We start from the raw sequence: 14,953 nt of genomic DNA, 5'->3' as shown, positions 1-14,953 counted from the left end.
ATAACTAACATTAGGTTTGATTACTCCCAAAACAAAGGCCTCGCAAGTGCGAGGCCTTTTGGTTCTATGCTTGTTCAAATCTCGAGCTAGAAACTAGCTGCTACTTTGACACGTCTCTTTACTGATCAGCTTTTCAACGATCAGTTGTCCGCGAGTGTTGCGAATCTTGATGTTGTAAGCCAAGCCCATGTCGAGGTTTGCTCTTACTTCAGAGTTTGTGCAGTAGCTATTCACACTCATATCTACAACTTGGTTTAAAGGCTTCGCACCTTTTGCATCTTGGTTGTAGATCATCATTATTTCGATAACCGTGTTCTTTGCCAGCACGCGCATGACCGACAGCGGGCCATACTCAATCGGCAGGCCTGCGGATAAAACGCCAGCGCGATGTTGCGCCATCATTTCTAGCTGTCTTTGTTTGTCTTGTTCACTTGATGAGCTACAGCCTGCAAGCAGAACAGCGGCCAGTGAACCGATAATCCATTTTTTCACGTTAAAATACTTTCTTGAATGGTTTAACAATCACATTTTGGTAGACACCTGCAGCAATGTACGGGTCTGCGTCAGCCCATGCTTGTGCGTCTTCTAGAGAATTGAACTCAGCAATCACAGTAGAACCTGTGAAACCCGCTTCACCAGGGTTATCTGAATCAATCGCTGGCATCGGACCTGCTGTTAGAAGTCGACCTTCATCGTGAAGTGTTTGTAGGCGTTCTAGATGTTGTGGGCGAACACTTAGGCGTTTTTCTAATGAGTTTTCGACGTCTTGAGAAAAAATCACGTACCACATGTTGAGATATCCTTATGTTACTTCACTGAATTAGAGCGATTAAATTAGTTATCTGGCTAATTTACGCGAACTAATGGGTATTGGAAGAGCTAATGATAAGAAATTGTGAAATGGTGCGGGAGAGTTGTATGGTCTTTAGCAATTTCATTTATACAAACTAAAGACCATCGATATCATTCTCTTAATAAAAAGTACTATTTGTTGATTGGGCGAGGCTTACCGCTTTCGTCTACAGCAACGTAATTGAATGTCGCGCCACACACCTTGTAACGATCGCCGATTCCGTGATCAAGTACAGGCTTAACCCATACTTCTAGGTCGATATTCATCGAGCTACGACCAATCTTGGTGCAGTCACCATAAACACACACCACATCACCCACTGAAACTGGCTGTTTGAACTCGATACTCGATACTGAAACAGTGACTATCTTGCCATTAGAGATCTCTTTCGCCAGTATGCCGCCAGCAAGGTCAAGCTGAGACATTATCCAACCACCGAAGATCTGGCCTGCTGCATTGGTATCAGAAGGCATCGCTAATGTGCGAAGAAGTAAAGAACCAATTGGGTTCAAAGTTGATTGAATAGTCATTGTAGTACTCTTGGTGGTATTGATTATCTTCAATAAAAAATGATGTGTTGACTGGTTAAGCACATTGGCAAATGAGTGCAATGAACAACAAGAAACCAGATGACCGCAAATTAGTGAGATTGTCATTAAATAATAGGCTTTATTTTGACCAGTTTCCGCAACACAAAAAAACCAGTGGCCAATGATCACGAGTATCATTGGCCACTGTTAAATAGCATATTGATAAGAATTGTATCAAAAAGGGGATGAGGACTCATCCCTTAGGATTACTTCTCGTCGGTATTTTTATCCGTTAATTCTTTCTGCTGATCTTTTGGTAAATGCTTATAGATGTATACACCCGTCAGTAATGTGAACAACAAGGTCGCGATGAGCAGGCCAAACACCTTGAAGTTAACCCAAACATCCAACGGTAGGCTGAAAGCAACGTAAATGTTGAGAATGGCACATAGGGTAAAAAACAGAGTCCAAGCCCAGTTGATCTTGCCCCATACGGCATCAGGCAGTGTGATCTCTTTACCCAACATGCCTTTAATTGCTGATTTGCCCATGATATGACTTACCGTCAAGCCAATAGCGAACAGAGCGTAAACGATCGTTACTTTCCATTTAATGAAGTTGTCATCGTGCAAGAATATGGTCATGCCACCAAATACGGCAACCATTAGAAACGTGATGATCTGCATTTTTTCTACTTTCTTGTAGATGAAGTACGTCAAAATAATTTGAACTGCAGATGCAATGATCAAAGCACCAGTCGCTGTATAGATGTCGTACATCTTATAAAGCGCAAAGAAAATAATGAGAGGAATGAAATCAAGAATTTGTTTCATGTGGACTGAATATCCGGTTAGTTGAGTTGCAGACAGTCTAACGAAAATTGTCTCGATGCTAAATAGCCCGAGACAATTGGGTAGTAAACAGATTTAAGTTGGCAGGAGATCAACGCATCGACGACGTTTGGTAGCGAGGAATTAACTTCTTAATATCTTCCAAGTAGCCTTCACTTTTTAGGTTATCTAAGGTGTTTTCCAACTCTTGCTCGCTCATTGCAAAACACGTTGATTTTCCTGTAGTGAGATCAAGGTATTCGTGATATTCACGCTCTGTAAAGTGACCAATTCTGTCGATCAACAGAGTTTTAATTCCGTGGTGAATCAAGCCGTAATACGTATGTCTTTGTAAGGTCATAGCCTATCCTCCGTGACAAGCTGCAGTGATAATGGTGCAACCTGCTGTATATTGGTTGGGTTATCTATGACAAAGCAATTCAGATGCCATTTTAAGTTTTTAGGCAGAACATTCACTTAAAAAATTGAATTGGTAATTCTTTTCAATCAGTTAAAACACCGCTTGCTCTTCTCCCGCTTGAACAATGTGTTGCCGTAGCGAAATAGTTTTATTTTGAGAATTAACCAGATTCTCATTATGACAATGCTCTGTTGGGTATACTCACCAGAGCATTGCTCGCTAATCAACGAGCCAGTCAACCAGAGTCGACAATGACGAATTCTGGCGATTCTTTGGTTGCAGTAAGAAGTAACCATTGCCGGAGAAAACGCTGCCTTCACTCACTCTGACCAATCTCCCCAAATCGATATCTTGCTTAGCCAGCGTGATATCGCCTATGGCTATCCCAAACCCTTGTATTGCGGCGTTCATCGCTTGATCGAGCGTCGCGAACTGTTGGTTGTTTTTGCTTGAAAGATCATGGCTGCCTATATGTTCCAACCACAGTCGCCAATCACTCTGTTCATTGTTGGCGTGTAACCAAGTGTACTGAGCAAGCTTGTGTGGCTTGATGATCGTAGAAGCGCTATTTACAAGGTGGTTCTGGGTAATGCTTTGCGCTTGGCAGATGGGAGCCAACTGCTCGTTAAACAATAACTGGCTGACAATCGATTGTTGGCTTGGTTTTTTGCCGTAGGTAATCACAGCATCAAAGGGATCAAAGCTTGGTTCAAAAACGTGTTTGATGGTGGAGGTCAACTCAACATCAATTTCAGGGAAAGCTTGCTGAAATGACATTAACTTAGGTAATAGCCAAGAGGTAATACAACTCGGGGCGTTGAGTTTGATCTTCGATGGAGAGCTGGCCACCTGGTTAAGTGCCGATTGTAGTTGCTGAATTGTCCCTTGAATGAGGGGAACCAGTTCTTCCCCTTTGGGTGTTAACGACAACCCGCGAGCATGGCGGTAGAAGAGATCACACCCAAGGCTTTCTTCAAATGACAACACCTGACGGCTTACTGCCCCTTGTGTGACATTGAGCTCATGCGCCGCGCGCGTAAAGTTGAGATGTTGTGCCGTAGACAAGAATGCTAGCAAGGTTTTGGTTGAAGGTAGTGTGCGATTCATATCTTTACCTATGATTTTTTATCATGACTATTATGTAATTATTTCGATTCAATTATCAATGGCGTTCTGTTTGAATATAAATACTTAATCATCATTTATGATTCAATATGTGTATGTCTCACATTTTTTGAATATAAAGGCGGTGGTGGCGAAATTTCAATTACATGGAAGGGATAGCTTCTTGACATCTTTTATTGATAGCTTAGTGCCTCAGGCTGTAAAAAAATTAATACCTTATCAATCGGCAAGAAGAATTGGTGGTGATGGACGTGTCTGGTTAAATGCTAATGAACTGGAAAATGCTTTGTTCGAAGGTGAGCAAGGTTACAATCGTTATCCTGATTTCTTACCGCAAGACATTGCTAAGGCTTACCAAGCTTATTGCGAAACTGATGCTGCAACCGTTGCGGTTCGTGGTGCTGATGAAGCGATTGATTTACTGATAAGAACCTTTTGTAAACCAGCACAAGATAATATCCTCATTTGTTCTCCGACTTACGCAATGTATGAGTTTTGCGCTGATGCGTTGGCGATAGAGATTCTGGACTCTCCGTTACAGGAAGACTTCAGCTTAGATGTTGCCGATATTGTGAAGAAAGCTGACCAGGCCAATATTGTTTTTCTTTGTTCACCAAACAACCCAACGGGCAATGTGATTCCAAAAGCCGATCTGATTGAGGTACTTGAGGGAACCATCGGTAAATCTCTAGTCGTGGTCGATGAGGCGTATATTGAATTTGATCCTCAGACATCAGCGGTGAGCCTTATTGAGCGTTATCCCCATTTGGTTGTGATTCGCACTTTGTCTAAGGCGTTTGGTCTTGCTGCGGTTCGCTGTGGCTTTATCTTAGCGAGTCAAAATGTAATGCAGTATGTCGCTAAGCTTATTCCGCCATACCCAATGCCGGACTGCTCGTCTCAGATAGTTTTAGAGGCGTTATCAACTGAGCGTGTTGCCGTGATGCAAGAAGCGACATCAAAGCTGGTTGAATTACGAAACCTTTTTGCTTCTGAACTGAATCAGTTTGATTTCATTGAACAGGTTTACCCGTCTTCTACCAACTTTGTGTTATTACGCCACAAGCCCGAACATGAGCTGTTTAGTGTATTGACGAAAGATGGCATTGTGACAAGGAATCAACATCATGAGCCTGCATTACGCCACTGCGTTCGAATCAGTATTGGTAGCCCAGAGAACATGGCGGAAGTGATAGCGTCACTTGCAAGTTACCAAACCGAATTAGAAAAGAAGCAACAAACTCAACAGCTTCAAGATAAAGAACCTCAATTTCAACTCGATAAAGATCATATCTAGGATGGCAATGATGAAAAAGATAATATTAGGACTTGCTTGTGCGGCCGCTTTACTTGGTACAACAGTACAGGCGAAAGAAATCCGTTTGGCGTCAGACTTTACGTACCCGCCATTCAACTACAAAAACAGCGATGGTGTGCCAGTTGGATTTGATATTGAGATAGCTGATGCCTTGTGTGAGCAAGCAGAGCTAGATTGCACTTGGGTATCACAGAGCTGGGATTCACTAATACCAAGCTTATTGGCGAGAAAATCAGACGTGATTATGGCTTCAATGCGTATTACCGAAGAGCGTAAGCGCAAGATCTTGTTCACGGACAAGTACTACCAAACGCCAGCCGTGTTTGTAGCTGCCAAAAGTACAGAGTTTAGTATTGATGAGGCAGGCTTAGCAGGTAAAACTATTGGTGTTCAGCAAGGTACTATTCACGATCGCTACGTGACAGATAAGTTTGGCGATGTTGCTAACATCAAGCGTTACACTGGGCAGGACGAGGTATACCTTGATCTTCAAAATGGCCGTTTAGATCTAACGTTTGGTAATTCTGACCAACTGTCTCTCGCTTTCTTAGACAAGAAAGAAGGTGAGGGTTTTGAATTCAAGGGTAAAGCCGTTACCGACAAAGCCTATATTGGCGAAGGTACTGCATTAGCTTTAAGAAAGCAGGACTCAAAATTGGCTAAACAGCTCAACACCGCCATCGAAGAAATAAGAGCGAACGGTACTTACGACAAGATTGCTTCTAAGTATTTCACGTTTGATATTTATGGTAGTGATTTGTAGTCGACTAAAATAAAAATCGAGCGCTTAAAACAAAAAATCCGAGAGCTATGAGGCTCTCGGATTTTTTCGTTTATGTCTGCGGTATCAATTCAACCACCGCCAACTTAGCGTTTATTGATTACGCTTGCTGTTTTTGTAGCTCAGCTTCTTGTTCTTCGTCTTTGATTAGATAATCAACGATTACTGCACATGCCGCATCACCCGTGATGTTCAGAGCAGTACGAATCATATCGAAGATACGGTCTAGAGCGAACAACAGAGGTAGACCTTCGATCGGGATACCAGCTGCTAGAAGAACGGCAACCACTAGGAAAGAAGGACCTGGAACACCTGCTTGACCAACAGCACCTAGCGTAGAGGTTACGATGATAGCAACGTAAGCACCCATAGAAAGGTCGATGTTGAACAGTTGTGCAAAGAAGATAGCAACTAGGCCGTAGTAGATCGCGTTACCAGACATGTTGATCGTCGCGCCTAAAGGCAGAACGAATGAAGCGGTAGAGTTACGAACGCCAAGTTCTTTTTCTACTGTTTCCATTGTTACTGGCAGCGTAGCCATAGAAGAGGCTGTTGATAGAGCAACCGCTTGTGGCTTCTTCATTGCTACTAGGAATTTCTTCGCAGAAGTTTTAGTGAAGATTTGAATCATCAGCGGGTAAGCAACAAAGCCGAAGATAAGAATCGCAGCGATGTAAACAATGAATAGCTTGAACACGACCATAAGCGCGCCAAAACCAAACGTACCTACAGCTTCAGCCATAAGGCCGAATACGCCAAGTGGTGCAATGATCATAACTTTGTTGATCATCCATACCATAGCGTCAACGATAGCATTTACACCGTTGATGATAGGGTCACGCTTCTCTTTTGCTTGTTTAGAAATCGCAATACCAAAGAATAAGCAGAAAACGAGAATTTGCAGGATGTTTGCTTCATTCAGTGATTGGAAAACGTTGGTAGGGATCATGCCAGTGATGGTTGCCCAGAATGTCGGAAGCTCGCCTTTCGCAGCGTATTCTGAAGAGAACATACCTTCAACGCCAGAAACATCGATACCGCGACCTGGTTCGAACACTTCACCCATTACAAGCGCTAGTGCTACAGCAAGTGCAGACGTTAGTGCAAAGTAACCCAGTGTAGTTACACCGACTTTTCCAGCCGATGAGCTATTACCTAGACCAGCAGCACCTGAAATTAGGGCAACCGCGACTAGAGGAATAACCAGCATCTTGATCAAATTGATGAAGATAGCACCCAGTGGAGCGAACATTGTTGCGCTGTCACCCATCATCGCGCCGACTACGGTACCGATGATCATTGCAATAACGACTTGAATGCCGATGTTGCTTAGTAAACTCTTTTCTTTTAACACTTCCATAACCTCTGTGCTACTAAATATAAAAATCCCAGAATTACTCACCAATGTACGATGTACCATTGGATAAATATTTCGCGAAGAGTTTTACACGTATCTTTTACATTTATCAATATGAGCGGAGGTGAAAGTCTCTTAAAAACAGGAGGTGAATCGCTATTAGGTGTTTTTTTACACCAAGGCAAACGTTTGCTTTGGTTTTTGGTTGATGCGTTATTTGTTTAATTTATAAAAGATTTGATCGCTGTGATTTTGTGAATGCTTTTGGTGGGGTTCTGTTAACTCATTTTTATTAACATTTAATCTTCATTGGTGAGTGTTTTTCATACAGGCCTAGAAGGAGAGAACATGAGATGTTGGTTGTGCGAAATTTAGCCTGAACTATGCTTAAGGTATCTATTTATTACCAAGATGTTACCTCTACGCTTGAATAAAACGTCAATCTAGCATCTCAGTTGTAAGGAGAAGGTGCATGACTTTTATATCGAAGTGCTTATTTGCGTTCCTTCTGCTATTTAGTTCTGCCTTAGCTCAGGCTGATGATGTTTGGGTTATTGAGATTAATGGTGGTATTGGACCTGCAACGAGTGACTACCTCACAAGAGAGATAGAACAAGCTCACGACGAGCAAGCTAAGCTCATCATATTGAAAATGAACACGCCTGGCGGTTTAGATACGTCGATGCGAGACATCATTAGAGCGATCACGACATCACCTATTCCCGTCGCAACATGGGTGGGGCCTGCTGGCTCACGTGCTGCGAGCGCGGGGACGTATATCTTGTTAGCCAGTCATATCGCTTCAATGGCGCCCGGTACCAACTTAGGTGCTGCGACACCAGTTTCTCTTGGTGGTGGTAAAGCGCCTTCAAATCCTTTATCCCCTCAAGATGACAGTAACAAAGACGATGACACTTCTGCAGCCAATGAAAGTACTCAAGAGCCACAAAACTCTGATCAGGTTAAAGCCACCACCGCGATGGAAAAGAAAGTCATTAATGATGCAGCGGCTTATATCGTAAGTTTGGCTAAGCTGCACAATCGCAATGAAGAGTGGGCAGAGAAGGCGGTAAGAGAAGCAGCAAGCTTAGATTCAGACAATGCGCTCACGCTTAATGTGATTGATTTCATCGCGAGCGATCTACAACAATTGGTTGAACTGAGTAATGGACGTGCCATCACAATCAACGGTGTCAGTCAGGAAATTCAGCTCAATGAGGTGACTTTTGTCGAGCGAGAGCAAGATTGGCGCTTCAGCTTGCTTTCGGTGATTACTAATCCAAATGTCGCTTACATTCTGATGCTCATCGGTATCTATGGCTTGCTCCTTGAGTTCTATAACCCCGGAGTTGGTTTACCGGGTGTATTAGGGGGGATTTGTTTGCTACTCGCCATGTATTCCTTACAAATGCTGCCTGTGAGTTACGCGGGCCTTGCGTTAATTCTATTGGGAATTGCCCTAATGGTGGCAGAAGCCTTTAGCCCGAGCTTTGGTATCTTCGGGTTGGGTGGCGTCGCTGCATTCACTTTGGGCTCGATCATGCTGATGGACACAGAGGTGCCGGGTTACCAAATTGCATTGCCGCTAATCATTGGGATCAGTTTGTTCTCTGTTGCCTTTATCGTCGTCACTATATCCATGTTAGTTCGAGTGAGGAACAAGCCAGTGACCACGGGGATGGAAGCGGTTGTCGGTGACACGGGCAAAGTTGTAAGCGGTTTCCCTGGATCGGGTCGAGTGTTGGTCGAAGGTGAGATATGGCAAGCCAAATGCGCGAGTGAATTGCAAGCGGGGCAGATCATCAGAGTCACCAAGTTGACGGGGCTATCTTTGGATGTTGAAGCGCTGCCCGATGATACATCATCGAAATCTAGCTAGCGCGACATGCTAGAACAAACGTTATTGAATTATTATTTGCTTAGCCATCGTTACCATTAGGGGGCGGTTATGTTTATACACACTATAGGTATTGTCATTGTGCTCGTTATCTTGTTGATAGCCAGCATGTTCAGAGTGCTGCGCGAGTACGAGCGTGCAGTGGTGTTCTTCCTCGGGCGCTTTTACGGTGTGAAAGGGCCGGGTTTGATTATCATCATTCCTTTCATCCAACAAATCGTGCGAGTTGACCTTCGAACCATTGTATTGGATGTACCGACGCAAGATTTGATCACTCGAGATAATGTGTCGGTCAAGGTGAATGCGGTGGTCTATTTCCGCGTGCTTGATCCTAAGATGGCGATTAACAATGTTGAGAACTATCTTGAAGCCACCAGCCAACTTTCGCAAACAACGCTGCGTTCAGTACTAGGGCAACATGAGTTGGATGAGCTGTTGTCTGAGCGTGAAGAGCTCAATAGAGACTTACAAGCGATCTTGGATCAACATACCGACAACTGGGGAATCAAGATTGCCAATGTCGAGATCAAGCATGTTGATCTGGATGACAGTATGGTGAGAGCCCTTGCTAAACAAGCCGAAGCCGAACGTTCTCGTCGAGCTAAGGTAATACATGCTACCGGTGAGCTTGAAGCATCCTCTAAGTTACGAGAAGCCGCAGAGGTGTTGAATCAAGCGCCTAACGCCATTCAATTGCGATATATGCAAACTCTAACTGAGGTGGCTAACGAAAGAACCTCCACCATCATCTTTCCAATGCCAATCGATCTAGTGGAGAAGATAACCGACCCGATCAAAGCGACACTCAATGAGGCCGCAATCAAGAAAGCGATGAAAGCCTATGAGTGATTGCTCAAATGAAAAGTGACCCGTCCTGATATGGGTTGACACTTGATTGACTAAAACGCTCGATGTACTTCATCGGGCGTTTTGTATTTTAGAGCTGTGTGAGGCCTATATTCATTATAGATTTTTACTGATTCAGCGACCATTTTCTTTGCTTCATCTAAATCATTAGGCTTATTCAACAGATACTCCATCTTCAGTATTCCGTTGATCCTCTCTGCCAACGCATTCTGATAACAGTCATAGCCATCAGTCATTGAGCAAGATACATCATACTGTCGATGCAACTCTTGGTATTCAACAGAGCAGTACTGAACACCTCGATCTGAGTGATGGACAAGCTCACCTGTATTCTTCCGCTCTTTCAACGCGTTTAAAAAGGCCTGCTTGACCGTGCGAGCTTTCATATCATCACTTATGTGATAGCCCACGATTTTTCTTGAGTAAGCGTCCGTCACTAAACTGAGATAAGTACTACCACGCCGCGTTGCTAGATAAGTAATATCGGCAACCCATAATTGCTCTGGACCTTCCGGTATTAAGCCTTCTTTGATTCGATTTGGATGGCAGTAAAAGCGATGATTACTGTTTGTGGTTCGATGGTAAGCCCTTCGATTCTGTACTAATAATCGATTCATTCTCAGCAGAGAGAATAAGCGGTCTCGCCCGATTTCAATATCGTTTTGAGCAAGTAAATACTTGATCTTACGAGTCCCTATACGAGGGTGCATCATCCTTTGCTCCTTCACAAAACCGAGTACGGATTCATCTTTCTTTGTCTGATGAATTTCTGCAACACAGCGCTTGTAGAAAGCTTGTCGTGTAATACCTATGAAGTGACAAGCTTTAGTGACGGTCAACTTTCTGACCGTTTTTTCCTTAATAACTCGGCCTTGCGCTTCTTTGAAATTCGGACTCCGAAATCTCGATCCATGACTTTTACAACCGCTTCAAAGAACTGAGCTTTGAGCTGAGTTTCTTCTAATTGCTGCTCGAGTTCTTTGATTCGTTGCTCTGGGGTTTGAGTTGAGGAAGAGTTTGACATAGTCGCTCCTAACGCTCTCGATTGTTCTATTCCTTTAGACCAATCTAGTTGACCATGTTTGCGAAGCCAAACTAAAACGGTAGAGCGACCTTGGATCCCATAACGTTCTTGAGCTTGCTTATAAGTCATTTCGCCTTTTTCAACTTGGCTTACGACTGCCAATTTAAAGGCAAGAGAATAATCTCGTTGAGTACGTCTACTTGTTGTTTTCATGACACTCTCCAATTTCATGTTGGAAATGTGTCAACCATATTTAGGACGGTACAAAGCAATAAAAAAGGCTCCACAGTTGTGGAGCCTTTTACTATTTGAATCATTGGTTCTATTTAGTGACCGTAGATTACTTCTGCGTAGCCGCTTTCATTGGCGTTACAAACTCCGCAAGTGCTTTAAGCATTGCTTCTGGTTGTTCAACGTTGCTTTCAATAATCTTCACAACCGCTGAGCCAGAGATAGCACCGGCAGCGCCAGCTTCAATCGCTTCTTTCACTTGTTCAGGAGCTGAGATACCAAAACCAAGCAGTGCTGGTGGCGCATCAAACTTATTCAAGCGATCAAGTAGAGCCGTCACAGGCATGTTTGCTTTGGTTTCAGCACCGGTTACGCCAGCACGAGAAAGTAGGTAAGTGTAGCCGCCACCTAGTTCAGACACTGACTTAAGCGTCTCATCACTTGCTGTTGGTGGCGCAATAAAGATTGGGTGAACGCCAAACTTCTCAGCAGCTGCAACAAACTCGGCACTTTCGTTAGTCGGTACGTCAGCAATCAATACTGAGTCGATCCCCGCATTCGCACAACGCTCGTAGAAGTTCTCGATACCACGAGCGTAAACCAAGTTCGCGTACATCAGTAGGCCAATTGGTAGTTCTGGGTATTTAGTACGAATTTGACCGATAAGATCGAAGCACACATCTGGCGTTACTTTTGAATTTAACGCGCGAATATTCGCCCCTTGGATTGTCGGGCCATCTGCAAGCGGATCTGAGAATGGAATACCAAGCTCAAGTGCGTCAGCACCCGCTTCAACTAGCGTTTCCATGATCTTAAGTGATTGCTCTGGATTAGGATCGCCAACCGTTACGAATGGCACGAATGCGCCCTGATTCTTTTCAGCTAAGCGAGTGAAGAGTGATTGATAGCGATCCATTATAATGCTCCTTTCTCTTTAAGAATGTCGTGTACAGAGAAAATGTCTTTGTCACCACGACCAGATAAGTTAACGACTAATAGCTGTTCTTTCTCTGGGTCGTCGTGAGCCATTTTAACTGCATGAGCCAAGGCATGAGATGACTCTAGCGCTGCGATAATACCTTCTTTACGTGCAATCAATTGGAACGCTTCTAGCGCTTCATCATCGGTCACGTTGTCGTATTCAGCACGGCCAATAGCATTTAGGTGAGCGTGTTGAGGACCAACTGATGGGAAATCTAGACCCGCAGAAACAGAGTAAGACTCTTCTACTTGGCCATTCTCATCTTGCATCAGTGGTGCTTTCATACCGAAGAAGATACCCGTTTTACCGTGTTTAAGCGGCGCGCCGTGTTGGTCGGTATCAATGCCTTTACCTGCTGGCTCTACACCGATTAGACGAACTGACTCTTCTTCAATGAAATCTGCAAACATACCGATAGCGTTTGAACCACCGCCGACACAAGCGATAACCGCATCAGGAAGGCGACCTTCACGAGCTAGGATTTGGTGCTTCGTTTCTTCACCAATCATGCGTTGAAAATCGCGAACAATCGTTGGGAATGGGTGAGGACCAGCCGCAGTACCCAATAGGTAGTGCGCGTCTTCATAAGTTGCAGACCAGTCACGTAGCGCTTCGTTACATGCATCTTTTAGCGTTGAAGAGCCAGAATGAACAGGGATAACCTCTGCGCCCATTAGCTTCATACGGAACACGTTCGGGCTTTGACGTTCAACGTCTTTTGCACCCATGTAAACACGGCACTTAAGACCTAATAGAGCACAAGCTAGAGCAGTTGCAACACCGTGCTGGCCAGCGCCTGTTTCAGCGATGATTTCTTGCTTACCCATACGTTTTGCTAGCAATGCTTGACCAAGTACTTGGTTTGTTTTGTGCGCGCCACCGTGCAGTAAGTCTTCACGCTTAAGATACAGTTTGGTCTTTGTACCTTTAGTTAGGTTGCGAGCCAGCGTTAGTGCCGTTGGACGACCAGCGTACTCTTGAAGAAGCGTCATGAATTCACTGCGGAACTCAGGATCGGCTTGTGCATCAATAAATGCTTGTTCAAGTTGGTCTAGTGCTGGCACTAGGATCTGCGGTACGTATTGACCACCGTATTCACCAAAGTAGGCATCGAGTTTAGCCATTGTGTTATTCCTTCAATTCTATTGGAGTGTATTCACACCAAATCATTTAGTCTTGTTTGAGCTTCGCTAAGGCAAAGCTCACTAATTGGTTTTTTGATTCTGCTTTCTAGCTTCTAGCTTCTAGTTTCTAAGCTCTGGGTTCCAGGTTGTAAGTTCTAGGAGCCAGATTAGTAATTACGAATCGCTGCAAAAGCGCGTTGCAGTTTGTCTGCGTCTTTTTTACCTGGAGCAGATTCAACGCCAGAGTTTAGGTCTAATCCTAAGCAGCCCAACTTAGCCGCTTGGTTGGCATTGTCTGGGTTTAGACCACCCGCCAACATGATTACGCTTTGGTTGTTGATTAGGCTCCAATCGAACGCTTGCCCTGTACCGCCAGTTTGAGAACCCACTTTAGTATCTAGCAGGTGACGAGTCACGTTGCTTTGAAGTAATTCTGGCAGCGCACTTTTAGCACCGGAAGCAACACCGTAAGCTTTCCAAATCTCAACGCTTTCAGGTAGTGACTGTTTTAGTTCATCGACAAACGCTTGAGTCTCATCACCGTGTAGTTGCACCGCAAATAAACCTAGCTCAGAAACCGTTTTCGCAACATCAGTAACGCTATGATTTTGGAACACACCCACGTAGTTCAAAGGTGCGCCGCTCATGGTTAAACGAGCTGCTTCTATATCAACATGACGCTTAGACGCTTCAACGAAAATCAGACCACCGAATACCGCACCAGCTTGATAAGCCTTCGCTGCATCGTCAGAGTGAGTTAAACCACACACCTTGTTTTCACCGAGTGTCACTTTACGCACCGCAAGCTCTAGGTTCTTTTCTGCCATAAGAGAGCTACCGATTAGGAAGCCGTCTGCAAATGTTGAAAGGTCACGTACTTGCTGATGGTTGTAGATACCCGATTCAGAGATGACAATCGCTTCTGGAGCCAGTTCACGAATCAGCGGAGCCAACTCTTTGGTACGGTTCAAATCAGTCGAAAGGTCACGTAGGTTACGGTTATTAATACCGATCACTTTTGCTTTTAAAGCGACAGCGCGGTGAAGCTCTTCTTCATTGCTGACTTCGGTAAGTACACCCATGTTGAGTGAGTGAGCGACTTCAGCAAGTGCTTTGTATTCTTCGTCATCTAATACCGATAGCATTAGCAAAATTGCGTCAGCTGAGTAGTGACGAGCTAGGTAAACTTGGTAGGTATCAACCATGAAGTCTTTACACAGGATTGGCTGTTTGGCAATGCTACGAACCTTTGGTAAAAACTCAAAGTCACCTTGGAAGTATTTCTCGTCTGTCAGTACTGAAATTGCGTTTGCGTGGTTGTTGTACACCGATGCAATGTAGTCCAAATCAAACTCGTCGCGAATCAAACCTTTTGACGGAGATGCCTTTTTACATTCAGTGATGAAAACCGTTTGTTCGCCGCTCAGTGCATCATAAAAGCTGCGGTCTGTTGCGGTTAACGCTGCTTTAAACTCGTCCAATGGTTGAGTTTGCTTACGCGCTTTAACCCATTGGTATTTATCACGAACGATTTTTGCTAGTACTTCCGCCATTTCAGCTTCTTTGACTGAAACGTGGGTCGACAGTTTATCGGTAGTCTGTGTCATGTTCTT

The 14,953-nt window shown here is 44.2% G+C and carries 15 protein-coding genes; 4 read left to right on the top strand and 11 right to left on the bottom strand.

The features are described 5' to 3' along the window. Positions 1–93 precede the first annotated feature (93 nt). The 6 genes from gspS2 to IHV80_RS10230 form a co-directional block, all read right to left on the bottom strand. Positions 94–492 (bottom strand): GspS/AspS pilotin family protein, encoded by a 399-nt coding sequence (gene gspS2, locus IHV80_RS10255; RefSeq protein WP_029225239.1) that lies wholly within the window; start codon positions 490–492, stop codon positions 94–96. A gap of 1 nt (position 493) precedes the next feature. After that, positions 494–790, bottom strand: a complete 297-nt coding sequence (locus IHV80_RS10250) for a YciI family protein (RefSeq protein ID WP_012603655.1) — start codon at positions 788–790, stop codon at positions 494–496. 194 nt (positions 791–984) lie between these two features. Then, positions 985–1,383 (bottom strand): acyl-CoA thioester hydrolase YciA, encoded by a 399-nt coding sequence (yciA, locus tag IHV80_RS10245; protein ID WP_017061510.1) that lies wholly within the window; start codon positions 1,381–1,383, stop codon positions 985–987. A 266-nt stretch (positions 1,384–1,649) separates the two neighbouring features. After that, positions 1,650–2,216 carry a septation protein A gene (locus tag IHV80_RS10240; RefSeq protein ID WP_192888973.1) on the bottom strand — a complete coding sequence of 189 codons (567 nt, stop codon included), beginning with the start codon at positions 2,214–2,216 and terminating at the stop codon, positions 1,650–1,652. 109 nt (positions 2,217–2,325) lie between these two features. Next, entirely contained in the window at positions 2,326–2,574 is a 249-nt protein-coding gene (locus IHV80_RS10235) for a hypothetical protein (protein WP_192888972.1), read from the bottom strand. A 279-nt stretch (positions 2,575–2,853) separates the two neighbouring features. Then, on the bottom strand, positions 2,854–3,741 hold the full coding sequence (locus IHV80_RS10230) for a LysR substrate-binding domain-containing protein (protein ID WP_192888971.1): 888 nt from the start codon (positions 3,739–3,741) through the stop codon (positions 2,854–2,856). 181 nt (positions 3,742–3,922) lie between these two features. On the opposite strand from IHV80_RS10230, the gene hisC reads away from it, so the two are divergent. Next, positions 3,923–5,056 carry a histidinol-phosphate transaminase gene (gene hisC, locus IHV80_RS10225; RefSeq protein WP_192888970.1) on the top strand — a complete coding sequence of 378 codons (1,134 nt, stop codon included), beginning with the start codon at positions 3,923–3,925 and terminating at the stop codon, positions 5,054–5,056. 10 nt (positions 5,057–5,066) lie between these two features. Next, the gene (locus tag IHV80_RS10220; RefSeq protein WP_192890761.1) at positions 5,067–5,840 is read left to right on the top strand and encodes an ABC transporter substrate-binding protein; all 774 of its coding nucleotides are present in this window, start codon (positions 5,067–5,069) and stop codon (positions 5,838–5,840) included. A 118-nt stretch (positions 5,841–5,958) separates the two neighbouring features. On the opposite strand, the gene IHV80_RS10215 is transcribed toward IHV80_RS10220, so the two are convergent. After that, on the bottom strand, positions 5,959–7,218 hold the full coding sequence (locus IHV80_RS10215) for a dicarboxylate/amino acid:cation symporter (protein WP_192888969.1): 1,260 nt from the start codon (positions 7,216–7,218) through the stop codon (positions 5,959–5,961). A gap of 469 nt (positions 7,219–7,687) precedes the next feature. On the opposite strand from IHV80_RS10215, the gene IHV80_RS10210 reads away from it, so the two are divergent. Both IHV80_RS10210 and IHV80_RS10205 read left to right on the top strand, forming a co-directional pair. Beyond that, complete coding sequence (locus tag IHV80_RS10210; protein WP_192888968.1) at positions 7,688–9,094, top strand: NfeD family protein; 1,407 nt, start codon at positions 7,688–7,690, stop codon at positions 9,092–9,094. Between the two features lie 69 nt (positions 9,095–9,163). Next, complete coding sequence (locus IHV80_RS10205; RefSeq protein WP_192888967.1) at positions 9,164–9,961, top strand: slipin family protein; 798 nt, start codon at positions 9,164–9,166, stop codon at positions 9,959–9,961. A 50-nt stretch (positions 9,962–10,011) separates the two neighbouring features. Here IHV80_RS10205 and IHV80_RS10200 read toward each other — a convergent pair. The 4 genes from IHV80_RS10200 to trpCF all read right to left on the bottom strand — a co-directional run bounded on the left by IHV80_RS10200 (position 10,012) and on the right by trpCF (position 14,947). Next, positions 10,012–11,216, bottom strand: a protein-coding gene (locus IHV80_RS10200) for an IS3 family transposase (protein ID WP_192888858.1) whose coding sequence is annotated in 2 segments (ribosomal slippage) — positions 10,012–10,829 and positions 10,829–11,216 — 1,206 coding nt in all. Because the reading frame shifts where the segments join, the coding sequence is not laid out codon by codon here. Between the two features lie 127 nt (positions 11,217–11,343). After that, positions 11,344–12,150, bottom strand: a complete 807-nt coding sequence (gene trpA, locus IHV80_RS10195) for a tryptophan synthase subunit alpha (RefSeq protein ID WP_192888966.1) — start codon at positions 12,148–12,150, stop codon at positions 11,344–11,346. After that, positions 12,150–13,340: a tryptophan synthase subunit beta gene (trpB, locus tag IHV80_RS10190; protein WP_192888965.1), complete on the bottom strand. Its 1,191-nt coding sequence runs from the start codon at positions 13,338–13,340 to the stop codon at positions 12,150–12,152. The genes trpA and trpB overlap by 1 nt, the downstream gene beginning before the upstream one ends. A 167-nt stretch (positions 13,341–13,507) precedes the next feature. Further along, positions 13,508–14,947 carry a bifunctional indole-3-glycerol-phosphate synthase TrpC/phosphoribosylanthranilate isomerase TrpF gene (gene trpCF, locus IHV80_RS10185; protein WP_192888964.1) on the bottom strand — a complete coding sequence of 480 codons (1,440 nt, stop codon included), beginning with the start codon at positions 14,945–14,947 and terminating at the stop codon, positions 13,508–13,510. Positions 14,948–14,953: the final 6 nt, after the last annotated feature.

The sequence above is a fragment of the Vibrio bathopelagicus genome (assembly GCF_014879975.1).
In the GTDB taxonomy this organism is placed as follows: Bacteria; Pseudomonadota; Gammaproteobacteria; order Enterobacterales; family Vibrionaceae; genus Vibrio; species Vibrio bathopelagicus.
Note: the sequence above shows the minus strand (reverse complement) of the source record. Positions and strands in the feature narration are given on the sequence as shown.

Excerpts from the sequence above, each read along its gene's own strand:
- trpB (WP_192888965.1), bottom strand. The coding sequence starts at position 13,340 with ATGGCTAAACTCGATGCCTACTTTGGTGAATACGGTGGTCAATACGTA.
- IHV80_RS10250 (WP_012603655.1), bottom strand. The coding sequence starts at position 790 with ATGTGGTACGTGATTTTTTCTCAAGACGTCGAAAACTCATTAGAAAAA.
- IHV80_RS10205 (WP_192888967.1), top strand. The coding sequence starts at position 9,164 with ATGTTTATACACACTATAGGTATTGTCATTGTGCTCGTTATCTTGTTG.
- IHV80_RS10210 (WP_192888968.1), top strand. The coding sequence starts at position 7,688 with ATGACTTTTATATCGAAGTGCTTATTTGCGTTCCTTCTGCTATTTAGT.
- trpCF (WP_192888964.1), bottom strand. The coding sequence starts at position 14,947 with ATGACACAGACTACCGATAAACTGTCGACCCACGTTTCAGTCAAAGAA.
- IHV80_RS10215 (WP_192888969.1), bottom strand. The coding sequence starts at position 7,218 with ATGGAAGTGTTAAAAGAAAAGAGTTTACTAAGCAACATCGGCATTCAA.
- IHV80_RS10235 (WP_192888972.1), bottom strand. The coding sequence starts at position 2,574 with ATGACCTTACAAAGACATACGTATTACGGCTTGATTCACCACGGAATT.
- IHV80_RS10240 (WP_192888973.1), bottom strand. The coding sequence starts at position 2,216 with ATGAAACAAATTCTTGATTTCATTCCTCTCATTATTTTCTTTGCGCTT.
- yciA (WP_017061510.1), bottom strand. The coding sequence starts at position 1,383 with ATGACTATTCAATCAACTTTGAACCCAATTGGTTCTTTACTTCTTCGC.
- IHV80_RS10230 (WP_192888971.1), bottom strand. The coding sequence starts at position 3,741 with ATGAATCGCACACTACCTTCAACCAAAACCTTGCTAGCATTCTTGTCT.
- trpA (WP_192888966.1), bottom strand. The coding sequence starts at position 12,150 with ATGGATCGCTATCAATCACTCTTCACTCGCTTAGCTGAAAAGAATCAG.
- IHV80_RS10220 (WP_192890761.1), top strand. The coding sequence starts at position 5,067 with ATGAAAAAGATAATATTAGGACTTGCTTGTGCGGCCGCTTTACTTGGT.